This window comes from Methylophaga sp. UBA678, assembly GCF_002299105.1.
In the GTDB taxonomy this organism is placed as follows: Bacteria; Pseudomonadota; Gammaproteobacteria; order Nitrosococcales; family Methylophagaceae; genus Methylophaga; species Methylophaga marina.
The window spans coordinates 27352-50049 of sequence record NZ_DBNG01000008.1; the positions used below are offsets into that span (position 1 = coordinate 27352).

Consider the following 22698-nt stretch of genomic DNA (forward strand, 5'->3'; position numbering starts at 1 on the left):
GCTATCAGAACTTACGTTTTGCTTTACCAGCAATTTTCAAACGCAGCGCATTCAGTTTAATGAAACCTTCAGCGTCCTTCTGATCATAAGCCCCCGCATCGTCTTCAAATGTAGCAATAGATTCATCAAACAGGCTGTCCGTCTCAGAAGCACGTCCAACAACAGAAACACTACCTTTATATAATTTGACACGGACTTTACCGTTAACGGTGGTTTGCGATTCATCAATCATCTTCTGCAGCATCACACGCTCAGGTGCCCACCAATATCCGTTATAAATTAATTTGGCATAACGAGGCATTAATTCATCTTTAAGGTGAGCTACTTCACGATCTAAGGTCAATGACTCGATAGCACGGTGAGCTTTCAACATCACTGTCCCAGCGGGTGTTTCATAACATCCACGTGACTTCATACCGACATAACGATTTTCAACGATATCAAGACGACCGATACCATTTTCACCCGCTACTTTATTCAGGTAAGTCATGACTGTCGCTGGTGACATAGCCTCACCATTGATAGCGGTGATATCACCTTTTTCATAGGTCAGTTCAAGGTAAGTCGCTTTATCTGGAGCATTTTCAGGAGAAACTGACCAACGCCACATCGCTTCTTCAGGCTCAGCCCATGGATCTTCTAAAATGCCACCTTCATATGAGATATGCAGCAGATTAGCATCCATTGAATAAGGTGATTTTTTACCTTGTTTCATTTCTACAGGTATGCCGTGTTGTTCTGCATAATCAAGTAATTTCTGACGAGACAATAAGTCCCATTCACGCCAAGGGGCTATCACTTTAATGTTCGGATTGAGTGCGTAGGCACCAAGTTCGAAGCGGACCTGATCATTTCCTTTTCCAGTCGCGCCATGAGAAACCGCTTCTGAACCAGTTTGTTGAGCAATTTCAACTAAACGTTTAGCAATCAGTGGACGAGCAATAGAAGTACCTAATAAGTATTCACCTTCATAGATAGCATTTGCACGGAACATAGGAAAGACATAATCACGAGCAAATTCTTCACGTAAGTCCTCAATGTAGATTTCTTTGATGCCTAAAGACTGTGCTTTTGCTCTGGCTGGTTCAACTTCTTCACCCTGCCCTAAGTCAGCTGTGAAAGTGACCACCTCACAATCATATTTATCTTGTAACCACTTCAAAATAACTGAGGTATCTAATCCGCCAGAATAGGCTAATACGACTTTGTTGATTTTAGACATGGGTGATATGTATTCCTGTAAAAAATGAACTGACTTAATCCCTAAATCACCATAGTTATAACATCGGCAATCTTGGCATTAACTTGAATAAAAAAGAACGCGTATTGTATCAAAAACCGCGGATTGCAAGCACTTCTTTCACCGCTTTCCGCCCATTTCCTTTACAGCTAATTAAACGTGGTGCATCAAGGTAACGCAGCCTGAAACCTAGCTGACGATAAAGCTTGATAATTCTGTCTGTCGCCTGATTAGACAAAAGAACCGGCCCCTCATGATGACTTAACCAATATGCCAGACGCTCCTGGTCTTCCCATTTAAATCCTTTTTGTGAGTATTGATGGAAAGGTGTGTCATATGGAGGATCGGCATATACAAAGTCATTCGCTTGGAGTGGTATCGATTCAAAATCCTCACAAGAAAATTGCCATCGAGATAGGATTGGCTGATAGTGAACAAAACTCTCTAAATAATTGATGGTTTTATAACGTCCGAAAGGGACATTGTAACCGCCCTGACTATTAAACCGACACAAACCATTGTAGCCTGTGCGATTCAGATAATAGAAGAGTTGTGCCGCCCGCGCTGGATTATTTTGTTTAGCATTAAGCCGATTAAATTCATCACGACATTGATAGTAGTTTGCCTCATCATTAATAAACGCTATATCGACTTCCAGGCCTTGACTTAGATGCTGATAGAAATTGATTAATGAGGGGTTTACATCATTGAGTAATGCATTATCTGGTGCTAAACCAAGCGCAACCGAAAGCCCGCCACAAAAAGGTTCCACCAGTCTGCTCGGCTGATGTTTATTCCAGTAGCGTTTAAGAACAGGTAATAACCAACGTTTCCCACCCGCCCACTTGAGTGGCGGTTTTAACGTGGCATCAAAATGGCCCTTGCTTGTCATTAACTCAAAAAAATAATAGGCAAAAAAACGGGTATATCTGTGTTGAACACAGATATACCCTCATCAATTGCTGGCAACAGCCAGTTTACGCATTGTTACTTAGAGTGCAAAGTCTTGCGTGGCGGCATCAGATCGGTGATTGATCCTTCGGCCATTTCTGCAGCAAATCCTAATGTCTCAGATAAAGTTGGATGAGGATGGATAGTCAAACCAATATCCTCAGCATCTGCTCCCATCTCGAGAGCGAGAACAGCTTCTGCAATTAATTCACCCGCATTAGGACCAACAATACCTGCACCAATTAATCGGCCAGTTTCTTTTTCAAAGATAGCTTTTGTCAGACCTTCATCTCTACCCAGGCTTAAGCTTCTACCACTGGCAGCCCAGGGGAAGGCACCTTTCACATAATCAATGCCTTGCTTTTTGGCTTCGTCTTCGCTCATTCCCATCCAGGCCACTTCAGGATCGGTATAGGCAACAGACGGTATCGTCATAGGTTCAAATACGGATTTTTGACCAGCAATCACCTCAGCAGCCACTTTCCCTTCATGCGTTGCTTTATGGGCAAGCATCGGCTGACCTACAATGTCACCAATAGCAAAGATATGCGGCACATTCGTACGCATCTGGCCATCCGTTTCGATAAAGCCATGATCAGTCACGATGACACCCGCTGCTTCAGCATTAATCAGTTTACCGTTTGGTGAACGACCAACAGCAACCAGTATTTTGTCAAACATCGCTTGTTCAGGTGCATCTTTACCCTCAAAAGTGACGAGTAAACCATCTTCTTTTGGCTCAATGTTACTGACTTTTGTGTTCAGATATATATTGTCGTAATTTTGCTCTACACGCTTGAGCAACGGTTTAACAATATCTTTATCCGCACCCGGAATCAGACTATCTTGTAACTCAACGACAGTGATCTTGGAGCCTAAAGCATCATAAACAGTCGCCATTTCAAGTCCGATGATACCACCGCCAATGACTAATAATTTCTCTGGTATATCTTCCAGTTCTAATGCATCCGTGGAATCCATCATTCTTGGATCGTCATTTGGGAATACAGGGATTTTTGTTACGCGTGAACCGGCAGCAATAATACAGTGGTCAAACGAGATCGTTTTCTCACCGTCAGGCCCTTCAACCTTCAAAGTGTTTGGGCTGGTAAAGCTACCCTCGCCTTGCACTATGGTGACCTTACGTGTTTTAGCTAATGCTTTTAAGCCGCCAGTTAACTGATTAACAACACTGCTTTTCCAAGATTCTAATTCGCGAATATCGATCTGAGGTTTATTGAATTTCACCCCATGATGCGACATTTCTTCGGCTTCATTAATAATCTGCGCTGTGTGTAACAATGCTTTAGAAGGAATACAGCCGACATTTAAGCAAACACCACCAATTCGTTCGTGACGTTCAACCATGACGACTTGCTTACCCAGATCAGCCGCTCTGAATGCGGCAGTATAGCCACCCGGTCCAGAACCGAGCACCAATACCTCGGCATGCAGATCCGCATCACCATGCGGTACAGCCGCTGGTGTTGGCGCTGCTTTTTCTGGCGAGCTTGCTTTAGTTTCCGTTGCTTCAGGTATTGACTCGGTGTCTTCAGTATCAGCCTCGACCTGTCTAGCTTCTAGCGTTAAGATAACATCACCTTCAGAGACCTTATCGCCTACAGATACCTTTAAGCTGACAATTTTTCCTTTGGCTGTGCTAGGAATTTCCATTGCCGCTTTATCTGATTCAAGAGTAATAATATCCTGATTCTCTTCAACAATATCGCCTTCACTCACAAGTACTTCGATGATTTCAACAGCATCAAAATCACCAATATCAGGGACTTTTACTTCTATTTCACTCATAGCAGCACCTTACGAATATCAGACAACATCTGGCTGAGCATCACGGTAAAGCGTGCACCTGCCGCACCATCAATTACGCGATGGTCATAAGAGACAGATAATGGCAGCATCAGTCGTGGAACAAATTCTTTGCCATTCCAGACCGGTTTCATTTGATGACGGCTCACACCCAAGATCGCCACTTCCGGCGCATTAACGATAGGCGTAAAGAACTGACCACCAATACCACCAAGACTTGAAATAGAGAACGTGCCACCTTGTAAATCTTTGGCTGTTAATGAACCTTCACGAGCACGGGCACTAATATCGCCAAGTTCACCAGCTAATTCCAAAAAGCCTTTTTTATCGACATCTTTGATAACCGGCACCATAAGCCCATTTGGTGTATCCACAGCCACACCCAGATTGTAATAATTTTTCAGAATCAGGCTTTCTTTATCTTCACTAAGTGAAGCATTGAATTCTGGGAATTGTTTTAAGCAAGCAACCACCGCTTTCATAATGAAAACTAAAGGTGTTAAGTTCACACCTTTCTTCGCTGCCATTTCTTTATTTTCTTTGCGGAAAGCATCTAACTCAGTGATATCGGCTTCATCAAATTGCGTAACATGTGGGATGTTTAACCAACATGCATGAAGGTGTTTGCCAGATATTTTCTTAATGCGAGACATCTCTTGCGTCTCGATATCACCAAACTGTTCAAAATTAACCACCGGTACTGATGGAATTGCACTACCACTTTGCGCTGGCGCAGAGGCAGGTGTCGTCATCACCTGTTTCACATAGTTTTGAACATCATCTTTAGTGATACGCCCTTTTGGACCAGTGCCACTGACCGATGTCAGCACAACACCTAAATCACGAGCAAATCGACGCACTGAAGGCGAGGCATGAGCACGACGAACACCTGCTTTATTGTCAGGTGCGTAGGGAATCGCCTCAGATGTGGATGCTGCAGGTGCCGGAGTTGATTCAACCTTAGTCTCCGCTTTGGCTTCTGTTTTTTCTGCTGATGCGGGCGCAGCTGGTTTTTCAGCTTTTTCTTCAGGTTTAACGTCTTCTTTTGCAGCAGAAGCGCCTTCAGCCACTTCAAGCATAGCAATAACGGTACCTTCACTGACCTTATCACCAACCGCCACTTTCATTTCTTTTATCGTGCCTGCTTGCGATGCTGGAATTTCCATCATCGCTTTATCAGACTCTACAGTAATGACTTCTTGATTTTCATCAATGCTATCGCCTTCAGCAACAAGCACTTCAATGATTTCAACTGCTTCAAAGTCACCAATATCAGGAACTTTTAATTCAATTAATTCTGCCATTATTTATGCCTTAACTGGGTTGATTGCTTCTGCATTAATCTCATACTTTTTGATTGCATCAGCAACCACGTCATATTTGATCTGACCTTCGTCGGCTAATGCATGTAGTGTTGCAACAACGACATGATAACGATCCACTTCAAAGAAACTTCTCAATGCTTCACGAGTATCGCTTCGGCCAAAACCATCCGTACCTAAAACGGTATAGCTCGCTTTAACCCACGGACGGATTTGTTCTGCATATAAACGTATGTAGTCTGTTGCAGCAACCACGACACCAGCCGCATCATCTAAGCATTCAGAAATATAGCTGCGTTTTTTCGGTGCGGTTGGGTTGAGGCGATTATGGCGTTCAACTTCCTGTCCATCTCGAACCAACTCGTTCATGCTAGTCGCACTCCACACATCAGCAGAGACTTTCCAGTCTTTTTCAAGCAGCTCTGCAGCTGCTTCCACTTCACGCAGAATAGTACCGCTACCCATAAGCTGGGCTTTAAGCTTATGTTTACCGCCAGTTTTGAGCTTATACAACCCTTTGATTATGCCTTCTTCAACGCCTTCGGGCATTTCAGGGTGTTTGTAATTTTCATTCATGGCCGTGATGTAGTAGAAAACATTTTCCTGCTTCTCATACATACGTTTCATACCATCATGAACAATCACCGCAACTTCATAGGCGTAAGTCGGATCGTAGCTGATGCAGTTTGGAATAGCATTTGCCATCAATAGGTTATGACCATCTTGATGCTGTAAACCTTCACCATTCAATGTCGTACGACCTGCAGTCCCCCCGATGAGGAAACCTTTGGCCTGAATATCACCAGCTAACCACCATAAGTCACCAACACGCTGGTAACCAAACATGGAGTAATAGATATAGAACGGCACCATGTTAACGTTGTAGTTACTGTAAGCCGTTGCAGCTGATACCCACTCAGCCATTGAACCGGCTTCGTTAATCCCTTCTTCAAGAATCTGGCCTTTGGTATCTTCACGGTACCACATGACTTTTCCTGAATCTTCGGGCTCATAACGCTGGCCAGAAGAAGAATAAATACCCACACTACGGAACAAGCCTTCCATACCGAAAGTACGGGCTTCGTCCGGCACGATTGGAACGATATTTTTACCGATTTGTTTATCACGAATCAGTGCAGTCAAGACGCGAACAAACGCCATTGTGGTTGAAAGTTCACGATCTCCGCTTGATTTCAATACAGCATCAAACAGTTTTAATTCAGGAATTTTCAGAGCAGGTGCACTGTTGTTACGTTTAGGTAAGAAACCGCCCAATTCTTTACGGCGTTCCAGTAAATATTTTTTCTCTGGGCTGTCATCCTTAAGTTTGATGAATGGGACGTTGTCTACTTCTTCATCTGTTAAAGGAATGTTGAAACGGTCACGGAACCGTTTCATTTGTTCAATTTCCAGCTTCTTCTGCTGATGCGTCGTGTTTTGACCTTCACCCGCTTCACCCATGCCATAACCTTTAACGGTTTTAGCTAAGATAACGGTAGGTTGTCCAACATGATCGACGGCACGTTTATAGGCAGCATAAATCTTTCTTGGATCGTGACCACCACGACTTAAATGCCAGATATCTTCATCTGTCATGTCAGAAACCATTTCTAACAATTCAGGGTATTTACCAAAGAAGTGTTTACGGACATAAGCACCATCTTTGGCTTTATAGTTCTGGTATTCGCCGTCAACGACTTCTTCCATTCGTTTAAGCAGTAAGCCTTTTGTATCACGAGCCAGTAACTGATCCCAGCCACTACCCCATAAAACTTTAATAACATTCCAGCCCGCACCACGGAATAAAGCTTCTAATTCTTGAACAATTTTGCCGTTACCACGAACAGGGCCATCAAGGCGCTGTAAGTTACAGTTAACGACATAGATAAGATTATCCAGCTTCTCGCGACCAGCCAAGGTAATCGCACCTAATGATTCTGGCTCATCCATCTCACCATCGCCCAGATAAGCCCAGACATGACGGCCTTCTGTTTTGACAATATCACGGTGCTGCATGTATTTCATGAAGCGAGCCTGATAGATGGCTAAAATAGGACCAAGCCCCATTGATACAGTTGGGAACTGCCAGTAGTCAGGCATTAGCCATGGATGTGGATAAGAGGACAGACCTTTACCGTCTACTTCAAAACGGAAATTTTCTAATTGTTCTTCAGTCAGTCTGCCTTCAAGGAAAGAACGAGCATAAATACCGGGAGATGAATGGCCTTGAACAAAAACCATATCGGCACCATTGCCATATTCATCACCTTTAAAGAAGTGGTTAAAGCCCACATCGTAAAGGGTGGCTGCTGATGAAAAACTCGCAATATGACCACCGACAGAACCGGGCTTCATATTAGCTTTCACTACCATCGCCATAGCATTCCAGCGAATATAAGATCTCAGCTTGTGTTCCATCGCCTGGTCACCAGGGATGCGTTCTTGCTGATCAACAGGAATCGTGTTGACGTATGCAGTGTTAGCGCTATACGGGAGGTTGATCCCAGTACGACGAGCCATATCAATGAGCTTCTCAATGATAAAGTGCGCTTTTTCCTCACCACCGGCCTCAATAACAGACTCAAGGGCATCAAGCCATTCTTGAGTTTCCTGTGGATCGTGATCGACAAAATCAGTCATAAATACCTTCTCAAATCATAACGCGATGAATAACAGCGGAACATTGTAACAGTTTTTGTTTGAATTCATGACTCAAACCACTATATACAATGCCACTTGACACAGAATTTAAACAGAAACTTGTTTACTGACTTATGGTTAGTTCACACCACAACGTTGAGGTGTTGTATATCAGTTTGCGAAAAAAATCAGCGAGTGACCAGCTTTTTTTTATTAAATGAATGTAAAAACCTGACAAAAAACAAGGCTAAAAGCAACAGTATGTAAATGACTGGTTCACGAATATCGGCCTTTACCAGCATAAGAAAATGAAGACACGACAAAGAAGCAACTAAATATGTCAGACGGTGTAACCTTTTCCAGCGTTTACCACCCAACCTTTTTATCATTTTATTAGTTGAGGTTACTACCAAGGGTAACAGCAAAATAAAACTGATGAAGCCCACAGTGATGAATGGACGTTTGATGATATCTTTCCAAATGTCATGAATATTAAAAAGTTGATCGAGACCAAGATATAACAGCATATGGACAAAGGCATAGAAAAAGGCATAGAGACCTAACATGCGTCGATATTTGACGACTACCGTCAGACCTGTGTACCAACGCATAGGTGAAACCAGCAAAGTGATTAATAAAAAACGTAATGCCCATAAGCCAGAGCTTCTGGTTAATGTCTCAACTGGATTAGCACCGAGGTTGTCAGTAAAGAGCCCCCAGATTAGATAAATGAGTGGCACAAGACAGATAAAAAACACTCCTGCCTTGACCATGCTTGCTTTGTTTTTTGCTGACATTTAGTTTTCAGAAATAACGTTTAAGATCCATGCCAGCATAGAGATCTGCCACTTGCTCGCCGTAACCATTAAACATCAGTGTTTTACGCTTCAAGAACTCACCGATACGGCGTTCTTTTGCCTGACTCCAACGTGGGTGGTCAACATTTGGATTCACATTTGAATAAAAGCCATACTCTCTAGCATTAGCTTTCATCCATGCCGTCTGAGGCATTTTTTCTACAAACCGTATACGCACAATCGATTTAATGCTTTTAAAACCGTATTTCCAAGGCACAACTAATCGAATTGGTGCCCCATTTTGTCCTAATAACTCTTTGCCATAGAGCCCCACTGACAAAAGTGTAAGAGGATTCATCGCTTCATCAATGCGTAAGCCTTCTACATAAGGCCAGTCAAGCACAGCACGTCGCTGCCCCGGCATTTGTTCTGGGTCATATAATGTCGTGAATTCAACAAATTTTGCATTCGCATTTGGCTGCGCTTTTTTTAGCAAATCAGCCAGAGGAAAACCAATCCATGGAATCACCATAGACCACCCCTCCACACAGCGCATTCGATATATTCGTTCTTCTAAAGTAAAGGGTTTTATCAATTCATCGTAATCGTATGTACCGGGCTTTTCACACTCACCATCTATAACCACTTTCCATGGTTCAGACTTATCTGGAAAAGCGGTCGCATTCAGTGCAGGATCCGTTTTTGATGTGCCAAACTCATAGAAATTGTTATATGTGGTAATTGACTCAAAATCCGTTTTTTCTTCTTCTGTAGAAAAAGGACTATTACTCAAGCCTTTGAAAAGTTGAGTCGGATTATCTTCGGTCGCAGCTAACGCCATTGATGGAAATGCACTGGCTAGACCAATCGATATGCTGGTATTGAGAAACTGTCGACGGTTTTGATAAATATCAAAGTCAGTGACTTCTGATTCAGCTATTTCCCAGGATTTTTGTTTTCTAAAAAACATTTACTTACCCTCCTCGCTCGGCTGACAGTATTGGCTTATCCAGTAATCAACACTGAAGTACTTACCAGCCCCGATAAAAAACAACACTAGCAACATCAGGAAATAGGTGGCGGCAAATTCAATACCATTATTAAGCACAACGAAATTACCATGTTGTGTTAACCAGTCGTAATGCCCATATTCCTGCAAAATCTCTTTCGCCTTGTGAAGACGCTCTATAGCTTCATTGACATCATTTGATGCAAAAGGACTCATCGTGTCATGTATTGCCTGCCAACCGTTTTGCCAATGGACAGTGACAGCAGCGACAATCATAGTAAACATTAACGGTAGTGTGACTAAGCGAATGCCCAAGCCCAGAATGAGAAAAATTGCACCAAAGTATTCCGCTCCCCAGGCCAGATAAGCCATCAATTCAGGAAAAGGTAACCCCAATCCCCAATCAGGATTCGCAAACCAAGCGATTGTGCTATTCAGAGAGCTATCAGCATCAAACGGATTCCATTTGTTGTTGGCAGCCACCCAAAAAACAGGCGCGAGATACACACGTAATAATAGTGGTGCCATAAAATCGACGGCACGTGTTTTATTTAAGCTGCTTGAGACACCATGATAAATATGACAGATAGACATACCTGTTCTCCTTAATAAATAAGGGCTCAAAGAGCCCTTATTTAGAAACTGCCAGTGTATTTTTAGTGATTACCACCACAGCTGGCTTCATGTGCTTTTTTATCTGCACCGCATTTGGCTTCTTCAGCTTTTTTATCGCCACCGCATTTAGCTTCTTTTGCTTTTTTATCCGCGCCACATTTGACTTCTTCAGCTTTTTTATCGCCACCACACTTTGCTTCACCACATTTCGCTTCGTCTGCATGATGTTCAGCAAGTTGCATATAACCACTCGAAAGTTCTGTTGAAGAGAATGGGTTGCTGTCGGCACTGGCTAAAGATGGTGACAAAGCCATACCTGCTGCTAATGTGGCTATAGCGACTGATGATTTATTTAAGGTTGCCATGATGATTACTTCCTTCTATTGTTATTAAAAAAATAAACGGGCATTGTTGTCCGTCTTGCATAGTAGACGAGCCTCACGAAGGATTGTTACAAACATAATGAAAAAAAATGTGAAGCATAGTCCAACACAAGAGCGCCTCTTAATTCAGCAGTTGATAGAGGGTGAAGCTAAAGCGTTTGACTATGTTGTATCTGAATACCATGGCTTAATGCTCACGATTGCCAGAGCTATTGTGGGTGAAGCGTTCGCTGATGAGATTGTTCAAGATGCCTGGCTGTCAGCCATCAAAGCATTACCAAACTTCGAGGCACGTTCCAGCTTAAAAACTTGGCTTTTGCAAATCACCAGTAATGCTGCCAAGACTCGGTTCAAGCGAGAGCAACGACAAGTTTCTCTGGATGAAGGCTGGGAATCAGTCCCTCGAGATAAATTTGATCAACGAGGCCATCGCTTAGATGATGTTTTACCCTGGGAACAGGAGACACCTGATGCCCTTCTTGAAAACGAACAACTAAAAGAACTGATTGAAACAAGCTTTCGTCAATTACCCGCAAACCAGCGTGCTTTGTTAACTATGTATGATATGGAGGGCTTATCAATGTCAGAGATCTGTAACATTCTGGATATCAGTTCGTCTAATGCTAGAGTGCTCTTGCATCGGGCCCGCACGACCATACACCACAAAATCGAAGAATACCGAGGAAGATAACAGATGTTTCAATGTAAAGATGTGGCAGAAGAAGCCAGTAATTATCTTGAAGGTGATCTGCCTATTAGAAAACGACTCGGTCTATTTTTACATCTGCTTGTCTGTAGTTGCTGCCGAAATTATCTACAACAACTTCGTCAGACCATTTCGACTGTTGCCACACTTCGACCAACAGAAGAAGATGCTACAGATACCAAAGCGCTGGCAGAAAAGCTGCGAACATTATCTGATTCAAAGCCCAGATAAGCGCGCATTTCATCCATTATTTTTTTGGGCCTGTCTGATATCTGTCCTTCCATTCACTATATGGCATGCCATAAATATGCTCACGCGCTTGATCGTAATCCATATCAATGTGCTTTTCTTCTGCTGCAGCCAGATACCACTTTGATAAACAATTCCGGCAAAATCCTGCCAGATTCATTAAATCAATGTTTTGTACATCGGTATTTTCACGCAGATGTTCAAGTAAACGTCTGAACGCGGCGGCTTCAAGTTCAGTTTGTGTTTGCTGATCCATAATTTTCCTCAAATAAAAAACATTTCACATGATGTGTTGGGCTGAGCGGTGTTGAGTCGGGATAGAGCTCCAAACAGATTGGCATAGCATGTGGACAGCGCTGATGAAAGTGACAGCCTTTAGGTGGATTCGCTGGCGAAGGCAGTTCACCATCAAGTTGATGAGCGACCACCACATTCTCATCTGCATGAATTCTGGGAACCGCTGCAAGTAATGCCTGAGTGTATGGGTGCTTTGGATTATTTAACACTTCATCCCGTGTGCCCTGCTCAACAATGCGGCCAAGATACATTACCGCCACACGATGAGCCAAATAATCTACCACACTGATGTTATGGGTTATAAATAAAAATGATAATCCAAACTCATGCTGAATATCTCTTAGTAAATTTAATATCTGTGCCTGAACAGATACATCCAGTGCACTCGTGGGTTCATCACAGATTATTAATTCTGGTTCAGCCGCTAATGCTCTTGCTATACATATTCGTTGGCGCTGACCACCTGAAAACTCATGTGGATAACGATGTTTGATATCTGTCCTCAATCCCACTCGAAGCAGTAATTCATCCACTTTTGCTTCCTGCAACGCAGGATCTTTAATTGAAGATGTCAACATCCCCTCTTTGATGACATTGTTAATGGTCATTCGCGGGTTCATTGACGCAAAAGGATCTTGAAAGATAATCTGCATAGAAGCGCGAGCTGAACGTAAGGCTTTAGATGACAATCGATTAAGCGTTTGTTTCTGAAAAATAACATTGCCAGAGGTGACAGGTACGAGTTGCAATATTCCTTTGCCAACTGTGGTTTTGCCACAACCAGACTCGCCAACTAATGCCAACGTTTCGGCAGAACGAAGCTCGAAGCTTAAGCCATCAACCGCCTTCACTGCACCAATAGTCCGTTGGAACAATCCTTTTTTGATAGGAAAGTGAACTTTTAAGTCGTTGACTTGCAGTATCGCATTATCTGCTGGTACAACCTGTGAAAGCTTTGAGCTATGGAAAGACTGTTGATGGGCTTTTTGCTCAGCATGCACATCACTATCATATAAATGACATCGAACACCATGTGCCTGATTGATGATCCAACGTGGTTCAACCTCATGACAGTCATCCCAAGCCAGCTCACAACGTTCAGCAAAACGACAAGCATGAAACTGGCGATTTAATGGCGGCACGCTTCCTTGTATCACCGTGAGTTTTTCTTCCCTTTTCTGCTTTGAGGGAATAGCCTGAAAAAGCTTTTGAGTGTACGGATGTTGAGTATTATTAAAGAATTGTGTTCGGCTGGCTGATTCGACAATTTGCCCGGCATACATCACGGCTACATGATCGGCCATCTGAGCAACAACACCTAAGTCATGCGTAATCAGTAGAATGGCCATACCTGTTTTCTGCTGAATAGCTTTCAGCAAATCAAGTATTTGAGCCTGAATGGTCACATCTAAGGCGGTTGTTGGTTCATCTGCAATCAATAACTCAGGTTCACCGGCAAGCGCCATAGCAATCATCACGCGTTGTTTCATGCCACCAGACAACTGATGAGGGTAAGCATTGATGCGTTCATTAGGATCAGGAATACCTACCGATCCAAGTAAGTCTATCGTTTTGTGATGAATCGCTTCCTTATCAAGATTGAAGTGCCATTTAAATACTTCAGCAATCTGCTGTCCTACAGTGAGAACAGGATTTAGTGAACTTTGTGGTTCTTGAAAAATCATGGCTATTCTACGACCACGAATTTTTTCCATTTCTGCTTCAGAAAGAGAAAGAATGTTTTGTCCACCCAAGCGGACTTCTCCAGCCACAATGTGGCTGGCTGGATAAGGGTTCAACCTCAGAAGAGACAATGCTGTCATAGATTTGCCACAGCCTGACTCTCCCACTAGCGCATAGGTTTGACCTTTCTCAATACAAAAATCCACCCCATCAACAGCTCGGTATGGCGCCTTATCATTTCCAAACCATGTTTTTAATGCTTTGACTTCTAATAATGCGCTCATAATGTACCCTGCATTCTAGGATCAAAGGCATCGCGAACGACATCAGCAAACAAGTTCGCAGCAAGCACCAAAACAAACATTGAAACAAATGCTGCAGTTAGAGACCACCAGACGACAGGTTCTCTTGCCATTTCAAGTCGTGCACTGTTAATCATATTGCCCCAGCTAATCATGGAAGGGTCGACACCGACACCAACATAAGAAAGCACGGCTTCCGCCAGAACCAAGCCACTAAAGTCCAAGACCACGGCAATAAGCACTAAATGCATCAAGTTCGGCAAAATATGTTTGCGTAGAATACTAAAACTCCCCGCCCCTAAAGCACGAGATGCCATGACGTATTCTGCTTCACGTAACTTGAGTGTTTCTGCTCGTAGAATTCGGCACAAGCCAGTCCAACTAGTCATGCCCAAAATAATGCATAAAAACAACAGCCGAATATCTGCACGCTCAGCAATGGTTTTAAAGTTCTCAGGATGATTATTCATATAAACCTGAAGAATTAATACGGCTGCAGCAATCAGTAATACACCTGGGATGGAGTTCAAAGTGGTGTAAATATATTGAATAAGATCGTCTATCCAGCCTCGGAAATAACCTGCGGCAATGCCCAGCATAATGGCCATAGGCAACATCACCAAGGTGGTTAACGTCCCAATCACTAAGCCTGTACGAATACTCTTTAAGGACTGATATAAAACATCCTGTCCCACTTTATCCGTACCAAACACATGATAGCTCTGACTCAGTAAAGCTAAGTTACAGATAAGTAATAAAAGACAAAAAGCGGTGAAATAAAAAGTATGAAGTGGATAGTCAGAGTGGTTGAGAAAGATGCGTTTGGTTTGCGGGAATATCTGGCTTACTTGACCACGCGAGGCAGTGGCAATATGACAAACATAAATCAGAAACAACAATAACAGGCTTAACAGACTGGCTTTTAAAATTGTTTGGTAAATATCAGACGTTTTGTGATCAGAACGTGCTAAATGGGCAGCGCCATATTTCAATTTTGGATAATCATAGTTAATGGAACCATCATCCATCGTCTGTATTTCTTTAACAAACAAACGATCAGCAAAAGGTGCTGAATAGGTTTTTTCTAATTGTTGTTTAAGTGGTAAAACAAACCAATCAAATACACTGAATACTTCTGATGAATAATAAACTTCTTTTGCGTTCTTTGTTGCGTCTAATGCCGGACGATAATGTAAAGAGTCCAGCAGGCCAACGATGATATACACACCGAGGATCATAACGGAAATCATGCCTCGCTTGCGCTTTATTACGGATTTCCAGGGCGTACTTAAATGAGGCTGTGTTCTTATATAAAAGGCTGCTACAGCGATAACGGCTACCAGCAGGAAGATGAGAATGTCTGTCCAAAGAAATACGGGCAAAAACGACATGGTCGGCCTTGTTTATTTTTTCAGACTTGATGTATCAATCTTTAGTTCTCGTGGTAATGAGAATTCAATGTTCTCTTTTAAACCGTCATCTTCGTATGACGAATCAACACCTAAGTCACGTAATTTTTCAACAACTTGGTTGACGAGTATTTCTGGTGCTGATGCACCTGCCGTCAGACCAATTCGATTTTTATCTACAAGCCATTGTGGATCTATTTGATCGGCATTGTCTATTAAAAAAGCGGGCGTGCCTAATTTCTCTGATAATTCACGTAAACGATTCGAGTTAGAGCTATTTACCGAACCGACCACTAGAACAAGATCACACTCTTTAGCGAGTTTTTTCACAGCATCTTGTCTGTTTTGTGTGGCATAGCAAATGTCGTCTTTGCTTGGGCCGATAATGTCGGGAAAGTGTTGTCGCAAAGCATCTATCACAACCGATGTATCATCAACGGAAAGTGTTGTTTGGGTAACAAAGGCCAGTTGCTGTGGATTTTTGACTTTTAGTCTGGCGACATCTTCTGGCGACTCAACTAAATACATGCCACCTTCTTTTGATGTGTATTGGCCCATAGTACCCTCTACTTCCGGGTGTCCTGCATGCCCAATCAGAATACATTCCATATTCTGTTTTTCATAACGTGACACTTCCATATGCACTTTGGTCACTAAAGGACAAGTCGCATCAAACACTTTTAGATCACGCTTTTTCCCCTCACTCTGCACCTTTTTTGATACGCCGTGAGCACTAAAAATCAAGGTATTTCCGTCGGGGACCTCATCCACTTCTTCGACAAAAATAGCGCCTTTGTCTCTAAGACCATCGACCACAAAGCGATTATGAACCACTTCATGACGCACATAAACGGGGGCACCAAACAACTCCAATGCACGCTCTACGATATCTATTGCTCTATCGACACCGGCGCAAAAGCCACGTGGATTGGCGAGGATAAGTTCTTTGCTCATAATACTGCCTTTGGATAAGAACCTAAAATGCGAAACATGGATGACTCATTCTCTAATAGAGTCAACGCTGATGCTACTGCTGGCTCGTCAATATGTCCTTCAATATCAATAAAAAACACATATTCCCAAATACCTTTTCTCGAGGGTCTCGACTCGATACGGGTCATGCTGATGCTGTAATCCGCTAATGGTTTTAACAGAGTCTGCAAAGCGCCAGGTTTATTCTTGGTGGCGACTAAAAGCGCTGTTTTATCAACCCCTGAAGGTCCAACATTCTGTGATCCAATTACCAAAAAGCGCGTCGTGTTATCGACCTCATCTTCGATATTACTGGCTAAAATGGATAAACCATAAATATCTGCCGCACGATTCGCAGCAATAGCGGCGGTATTTTGAGGTTCTGCTGCAACACGCTTGGCAGCTTCGGAATTACTGTTGAGTGGTATCAACTCAGCCTCAGGTAGTTGCTCCATCAGCCATTGGCGACACTGCGCGATGGCTTGAGGGTGAGCATAGACTTTGCTTATATCTTCGAGCCGCTTCTCTTTACTGAGTAAATAATGGTGTATGCGTAATGTGACTTCGCCATTAATTTTTAACGGTGAGGAAATAAACCGGTCTAAGGTATGCGAGACCATACCTTCGGTTGAATTTTCTACTGGCACTACACCGTAACAGGCATGCGAGGTTTCAACAGCATGAAAAACATCGGCGATGGTACTCATCGGATGAAGCTCAACGCTGCCACCAAACTGTTTTTGAGCCGCCGCTTGAGTAAAAGAGCCTTCAGGACCGAGATAAGCCACTTGTAAAGGTTTTTCAGCTGCCAGACATGCAGACATGATTTCACGAAATAATCTGGCCACCTCAGCAGAAGCTAATGGGCCCTCATTCCGTTCCATCACCGTTCTTAGCACCATCGCTTCGCGTTCAGGACGATAAAAATCGGCCTGTTCACCACTATCCATTTTTATCCGGGCAACTTCCTGTGCCATCGCCGCTCGGTCATTCAGCAATTGCTGGATTTTTAAATCGATATCATCAATTTTTTGACGAATATTGGCTAAGGCTTCTTTTTCATTCATTGGCAATAATTACCCGTGCTTACGCTCAAATTCATTCATGAAACTGATCAGTGCATCGACACCCGCTTCTGGCATAGCGTTGTATATGCTTGCACGCATACCACCCAAGTCTCGATGACCTTTGAGTGTCAGTAACTTGTGTTCTGCGGCTTGCTGCAAAAACAGTTTATCAAGCTTATCATCTGCCAATGTAAAGGGGACATTCATCCACGAACGATATCGAATATCGACAGGATTACTGTAAAAGTCACTTCCATCAATGGTGGCATATAGCTTAGCTGCTTTACGTTTGTTTAGTGCAGCCATTGCCTCTAATCCACCCTGCTGCTTCAACCAGTCAAAAACTAAACCAGCTAAATACCAGCTATATGTGGCTGGTGTGTTAAACATTGATCCGTTATCGGCATGGGTTTTGTAGTTGAGCATGGTCGGTGTACCAGGCAATACATCACCCAGTAAATCCTTGCGAATAATGACAATGCACAAACCAGCGGGACCAATGTTTTTCTGTGCGCCTGCGTAGATCATACCGAATTGCGACACATCAATCGGACGCGACAAAATGGTCGATGACAAGTCAGCGACTAACGGCACATCTCCAACATCAGGAATCTCCGCAAACTCAAGTCCATGTATGGTTTCATTAGGTGTGTAATGAACATACGCAGCCTGATCTGACAGAGACCACTCGCTTGGGTTGGCAATTGTGGTGAAATGGTTAGCTGTTGAATCTGTAACAATATTCACATCACAAAACTGTCTAGCCTCAGCGATTGCTTTGGTAGACCACGCTCCAGTATTGAAATAGTCCGCTGTTTTTTTTCCACGCAACAGATTCATTGGAATCATGGGAAACTGTAGCGATGCTCCGCCCTGTAAAAACAACACAGCGTAGTCATCAGAAATGCCCATTAATTCACGAAGATCAGTTTCAGCTTGCTCAGCAATGCGAGTGTATTCTGGTCCGCGATGGCTCATCTCCATCACAGACATACCTGTTCCATTCCAATCCAGCATTTCCTGCTGAGCCCGTTCCATGACGGCATCAGGCAACATCGCAGGGCCAGCACTAAAATTATAAGCTCTCAAATTTATTCTTCTGTTGTTTCGTCAGTATCATCCGCATCGTCGATCGCTAAATCGACATCTGGGTCTTCATCTTCAATAACGCGTTCCAAACCGACGAGTTTTTCACCATTGCTGAGATTAATTAATCGAACACCTTGCGTGTTTCGTCCGACCAAAGACACATCTTTCACCGGTGTTCTAACCAAAGTGCCACCATTAGTGATTAACATGATTTGATGTTCATCACAGACCTGTACAGCCCCGACCACACAGCCATTTCGTTCAGATGTCTGAATTGAAATGATGCCTTGTCCACCACGGCCTTGTACACGATATTCAGCCAGATTAGTGCGTTTACCGTAACCAAATTCGGTCGCTGTTAGAATCGCACCGTCTTCTTCAGCAATAATCAGAGAAATAATTTTCTCATCATCGCCGATACGCATACCACGTACACCACGAGAAACACGTCCCATTGAGCGGACATCTGTTTCAGCAAACCGGATAACCTTACCGGTATTACTAAATAACATCACATCAGAATGTCCATTAGTGACAGCCACATCGATCAACTGGTCGTCTTCTTTCAGATCTACGGCAATAATGCCGTTTGCACGCGGGCGTGAATAATCTACCAGAGGTGTTTTCTTAACCGTACCTGATGCTGTCGCCATGAAAATAAACTTATCCGCTTCAAACTCACGAATAGGTAGAACAGCATTAATCTTTTCACCTTCTTCTAACGGTAATAAGTTAATGATGGGTTTACCCCGTGAAGCGCGGCTTCCTTGTGGCAGTTCATAGACTTTTTTCCAATACACTTTACCGGCGCTGGAGAAACATAAAAGCGTGTCATGTGTATTGGCAATAAACAAATGCTCAATGAAATCTTCATCTTTCATGGCAGTCGCCGCTTTACCTTTACCACCACGCTTTTGTGCCTGATACGTATCAAGCTGTTGGGTTTTGGCATAACCAGCGTGCGACAGTGTGACCACCATTTCCTCTTCGGTGATTAAATCTTCAAGCGTTAGATCAAGATGATTGGCCAGAATTTCTGTACGACGCTCATCACCATATTCCGCATTAATAGCAACTAACTCTTCGCGAATCACCGCCATCAAATTATCCGGATCACTCAAAATAGCTAACAACTCTGCAATGACCTCCAGAACTTCTCGGTACTCTTGCAGAATCTTATCTTGTTCCAGACCTGTTAGGCGGTGCAAGCGCATATCCAAAATAGCTTGTGCCTGGACTGGCGATAGGTGATAGAGATTGTTCACCAGGCCGTATTGTTCAGCCAGATCCTCTGGACGAGAAGCTTCTGCGCCAGCAGCACCTAACATCTCCAGAATCATGCCTGAAGCCCATCCTTTTGCTAACAGAGCTTCTTTTGCTTCAGCAGGGTTGGGAGAAGCTTTAATAAGCTCGATAACTTCATCAATATTGGCTAATGCGGTTGCCAGACCTTCTAATACGTGTGCACGCTCACGCGCTTTTCTGAGATCATAAATCGAGCGACGTGTCACGACTTCACGACGGTGGCGAATGAAGGCATCCAGAATTTCTTTCAGGTTAAGCGTACGAGGCTGTCCATCGACAATCGCAACCATGTTGATGCCGAATACAGTTTGCATCTGTGTCTGCTGATACAAATTGTTGAGGATGACCTCAGGGACTTCACCACGCTTAAGGACAATCACCATGCGCATACCGTCTTTGTCAGACTCATCGCGCAATGCTGAGATCCCTTCAATTTTTTTATCTTTAACAAGCTCGGCGATTTTTTCTAATAATCGGGCTTTGTTGACCTGGTAAGGCAGTTCTTTAACAACAATACTCTGTTGACCTGAAGCCTCATTGGTCTCAATGTCAGCACGCGCACGAATGTGTACTCGGCCACGACCAGTTTGATACGCTTCAGCAATACCACGAGCCCCATTAATGATGCCCGAAGTCGGGAAATCAGGCCCCGGCACATATTCCATTAACTCATGTGTTGTGACATCTGGATTATCGATAATGGCAATACAGGCATTCAGAATTTCTGTGAGATTGTGAGGCGGAATATTGGTTGCCATACCCACCGCAATACCAGAAGAACCGTTGACCAGAAGTGCTGGAATTTTTGTTGGTAGTACCGCAGGCTCTGACTCTGACTCGTCATAGTTGGGAACAAAGTCAACGGTTTCTTTTTCAAGGTCGGCCAGCATTTCATGAGCAATTTTTGCCATGCGTACTTCGGTATAACGCATCGCTGCCGGAGGGTCTCCATCCACTGAACCAAAGTTACCTTGCCCATCGACCAGCATGTATCGCATGGAAAATGGCTGAGCCATACGCACCATAGTGTCATAAACAGCCGTATCACCATGAGGATGATATTTACCGATAACATCACCGACAATACGGGCAGACTTTTTATATGGGCTGTTCCAGCTATTACCCAGTTCTCTCATCGCGTAGAGAACACGACGATGAACAGGTTTTAATCCATCACGAACATCCGGTAGCGCACGTCCCACGATAACGCTCATCGCGTAGTCAAGGTACGACTGCTTCATCTCGGTTTCGATACCTATCGAATCCAGTTCTAAGGCAATTTCACTCATTTATTAACCGTCCAAATAAAGCATAAGGCTACAAATGCTGTTGCTCAGTATGATTATTCTGAACACATTTGTAGCGTAGCCAGTTCTACATAGTATGGTTTACCAACCAGCTTCAGAAGAGGAAACCAGTCGAAAGAATTCCAGCCACAACGTTGAGAAAAACACCAACTTCTTCGTCGTGCTCTGGAAAACACACTCACGCCAGAATCCGGGTAAACGTGTCTAAACCACCAAACCTCTTATCCTACCACTAAAGCCTATATCCTGCACGCTAAAGTCAAGATGCTACCTAGCATCTACTTTTGAAAAATATGCGCTTAAATCCTGCTCTAAAGTCGTTAGAAGTTCTTCGGTTCCTTGTTTCCAGCCAGTAACAACATGACTCGGGGTGGCTTGTTCAATGTCGACATCCACGCGTAACCCTGTCTGAAATAACAATTTTTCCGGGTTGTCGGCAGGTGACATAAAGAACTGCATTTCAATGACTGATTGTGGAGAATAGGCAGGACGTTTTTCGCCGTAAAAAGCCGTGACCGCGGCATCCATCACAAAATCCGCGGGTATAGAATCATCTGTAACCACATGACTGAATTGACCACTTTTTTGTAACCAGCGTTTAACGATATTGGTGAACATCACCTCAGGGTCAACCAGAAACTGATGAGGCTCAATAGCTTTATATTCATTTTCACCGATTCGAAAGATTAAGGTTTTACTTCTGAAATGAGGTACAACACGGACTGGCTTCAGCAGTAATACACGCTCTGCTGGGAAGTCAGAGGCTATATCTGTGCGGTCTACGTCCAGTGCATAATATCGCGGTGTCATGTCGACATCTTTTTCTTCACCACCCCAGCTAAAGCACGAGCTTAAAAACAGTGATGACAACATAATAAAAACAGAAAAAATCAATCGTGAGTGTAAAGTCAACATACTTCCTTTTGGGTTAATTTGTTGTGTCATTAAAAACCGGGCAATGACTGCCGATATAATAGACGCTAATCACCTTTTCGCTCAATGAGATTATTATGGAAAAGCTAAAAGCTAAAATCAGAGATGTTAATGACTTTCCTTCACCAGGCATCGTGTTCAAAGACATCACCCCTCTGGTACAGGACCCCATCTTGTTGAGAGAATGTGTAGCAGCATTAATTCAACCATACAAGGGAAAGGCGATAACCGCTGTCGCAGGAATGGAAGCAAGAGGCTTTATTTTTGGTTCATTAGCAGCATGGGAATTGGGTGTTGGATTTATTCCACTGCGTAAGCCAGGTAAATTACCTTACGATGTTCAACGTATCGACTATGATCTTGAATATGGTTCAGCTGCTCTGGAAGCACATATCGACGCAATTAAAGCTGGCGATAAAATACTAGTCATAGATGATGTCCTGGCCACAGGGGGTACGGCACGAGCCAGCTGTGAACTTATACAAAACTTAGGGGGCGAGGTGGTTGCCTGTGCCTTTGTCATGGAGCTTGGTTTTTTGCATGGTCGTGATGTTCTAGCCCCATACCCTATCCACACTCTAATAAGCTATTAAGA

20 protein-coding genes are annotated in these 22698 nt (G+C 43.4%); 3 read left to right on the forward strand and 17 right to left on the reverse strand.

Features of this window, described 5'->3' with window-relative positions; all coding sequences use genetic code 11:
* Positions 1 to 4: 4 nt before the first annotated feature.
* From B3014_RS03990 to B3014_RS04030, 9 genes are all read right to left on the reverse strand, one after another.
* The gene (locus B3014_RS03990) at positions 5 to 1222 is read right to left on the reverse strand and encodes an argininosuccinate synthase (RefSeq protein WP_289244770.1); all 1218 of its coding nucleotides are present in this window, start codon (positions 1220 to 1222) and stop codon (positions 5 to 7) included.
* A gap of 109 nt (positions 1223 to 1331) precedes the next feature.
* Complete coding sequence (locus tag B3014_RS03995; protein WP_289244769.1) at positions 1332 to 2132, reverse strand: DNA adenine methylase; 801 nt, start codon at positions 2130 to 2132, stop codon at positions 1332 to 1334.
* A gap of 95 nt (positions 2133 to 2227) precedes the next feature.
* Positions 2228 to 4000, reverse strand: a complete 1773-nt coding sequence (gene lpdA, locus B3014_RS04000) for a dihydrolipoyl dehydrogenase (protein WP_289244768.1) — start codon at positions 3998 to 4000, stop codon at positions 2228 to 2230.
* Positions 3997 to 5322 (reverse strand): dihydrolipoyllysine-residue acetyltransferase, encoded by a 1326-nt coding sequence (gene aceF / locus B3014_RS04005; RefSeq protein ID WP_289244767.1) that lies wholly within the window; start codon positions 5320 to 5322, stop codon positions 3997 to 3999. Before aceF ends, lpdA begins: the two co-directional genes overlap by 4 nt.
* Before the next feature lie 3 nt (positions 5323 to 5325).
* Positions 5326 to 7980, reverse strand: coding sequence for a pyruvate dehydrogenase (acetyl-transferring), homodimeric type (gene aceE, locus B3014_RS04010; protein WP_286304451.1), 2655 nt, complete (start codon positions 7978 to 7980; stop codon positions 5326 to 5328).
* Positions 7981 to 8168: 188 nt separating this feature from the next.
* Positions 8169 to 8777: a sulfite oxidase heme-binding subunit YedZ gene (locus B3014_RS04015; RefSeq protein WP_289244766.1), complete on the reverse strand. Its 609-nt coding sequence runs from the start codon at positions 8775 to 8777 to the stop codon at positions 8169 to 8171.
* A gap of 7 nt (positions 8778 to 8784) precedes the next feature.
* Positions 8785 to 9747, reverse strand: coding sequence for a protein-methionine-sulfoxide reductase catalytic subunit MsrP (gene msrP, locus B3014_RS04020; RefSeq protein ID WP_289244765.1), 963 nt, complete (start codon positions 9745 to 9747; stop codon positions 8785 to 8787).
* Complete coding sequence (locus B3014_RS04025; RefSeq protein WP_289244764.1) at positions 9748 to 10380, reverse strand: DoxX family protein; 633 nt, start codon at positions 10378 to 10380, stop codon at positions 9748 to 9750.
* A gap of 62 nt (positions 10381 to 10442) precedes the next feature.
* Positions 10443 to 10766, reverse strand: a complete 324-nt coding sequence (locus tag B3014_RS04030; protein WP_289244763.1) for a low-complexity protein — start codon at positions 10764 to 10766, stop codon at positions 10443 to 10445.
* Between the two features lie 97 nt (positions 10767 to 10863).
* Between B3014_RS04030 and B3014_RS04035 the strand changes: the two genes are divergently transcribed.
* Together B3014_RS04035 and B3014_RS04040 are read left to right on the forward strand one after the other, a co-directional pair.
* A complete protein-coding gene (locus B3014_RS04035; RefSeq protein WP_289244762.1) occupies positions 10864 to 11475 on the forward strand; it encodes an RNA polymerase sigma factor in 612 nt (203 codons plus the stop codon).
* 3 nt (positions 11476 to 11478) lie between these two features.
* Positions 11479 to 11721 (forward strand): hypothetical protein, encoded by a 243-nt coding sequence (locus B3014_RS04040; protein WP_289244761.1) that lies wholly within the window; start codon positions 11479 to 11481, stop codon positions 11719 to 11721.
* A 16-nt stretch (positions 11722 to 11737) separates the two neighbouring features.
* Here the strand turns inward: B3014_RS04040 and B3014_RS04045 are convergent, their stop codons facing one another.
* The 8 genes from B3014_RS04045 to B3014_RS04080 form a co-directional block, all read right to left on the reverse strand.
* Complete coding sequence (locus B3014_RS04045; protein ID WP_286304444.1) at positions 11738 to 11995, reverse strand: DUF1244 domain-containing protein; 258 nt, start codon at positions 11993 to 11995, stop codon at positions 11738 to 11740.
* Complete coding sequence (locus B3014_RS04050; RefSeq protein WP_289244760.1) at positions 11973 to 14003, reverse strand: ABC transporter ATP-binding protein; 2031 nt, start codon at positions 14001 to 14003, stop codon at positions 11973 to 11975. Before B3014_RS04050 ends, B3014_RS04045 begins: the two co-directional genes overlap by 23 nt.
* Complete coding sequence (locus tag B3014_RS04055; RefSeq protein ID WP_289244759.1) at positions 14000 to 15412, reverse strand: ABC transporter permease; 1413 nt, start codon at positions 15410 to 15412, stop codon at positions 14000 to 14002. The genes B3014_RS04050 and B3014_RS04055 overlap by 4 nt, the downstream gene beginning before the upstream one ends.
* A 12-nt stretch (positions 15413 to 15424) precedes the next feature.
* Complete coding sequence (ispH, locus tag B3014_RS04060; RefSeq protein ID WP_289244758.1) at positions 15425 to 16384, reverse strand: 4-hydroxy-3-methylbut-2-enyl diphosphate reductase; 960 nt, start codon at positions 16382 to 16384, stop codon at positions 15425 to 15427.
* Positions 16381 to 17469: a prephenate dehydratase gene (gene pheA, locus B3014_RS04065; protein WP_289244757.1), complete on the reverse strand. Its 1089-nt coding sequence runs from the start codon at positions 17467 to 17469 to the stop codon at positions 16381 to 16383. Before pheA ends, ispH begins: the two co-directional genes overlap by 4 nt.
* Before the next feature lie 9 nt (positions 17470 to 17478).
* Positions 17479 to 18558 carry a 3-phosphoserine/phosphohydroxythreonine transaminase gene (gene serC / locus B3014_RS04070; protein ID WP_289244756.1) on the reverse strand — a complete coding sequence of 360 codons (1080 nt, stop codon included), beginning with the start codon at positions 18556 to 18558 and terminating at the stop codon, positions 17479 to 17481.
* A gap of 2 nt (positions 18559 to 18560) precedes the next feature.
* Positions 18561 to 21152: a DNA gyrase subunit A gene (gene gyrA / locus B3014_RS04075; protein WP_289244755.1), complete on the reverse strand. Its 2592-nt coding sequence runs from the start codon at positions 21150 to 21152 to the stop codon at positions 18561 to 18563.
* Positions 21153 to 21437: 285 nt separating this feature from the next.
* Positions 21438 to 22085 carry an ABC transporter gene (locus tag B3014_RS04080; protein WP_286304439.1) on the reverse strand — a complete coding sequence of 216 codons (648 nt, stop codon included), beginning with the start codon at positions 22083 to 22085 and terminating at the stop codon, positions 21438 to 21440.
* Between the two features lie 89 nt (positions 22086 to 22174).
* On the opposite strand from B3014_RS04080, the gene B3014_RS04085 reads away from it, so the two are divergent.
* Complete coding sequence (locus B3014_RS04085) at positions 22175 to 22696, forward strand: adenine phosphoribosyltransferase (protein ID WP_286306134.1); 522 nt, start codon at positions 22175 to 22177, stop codon at positions 22694 to 22696.
* Positions 22697 to 22698: the final 2 nt, after the last annotated feature.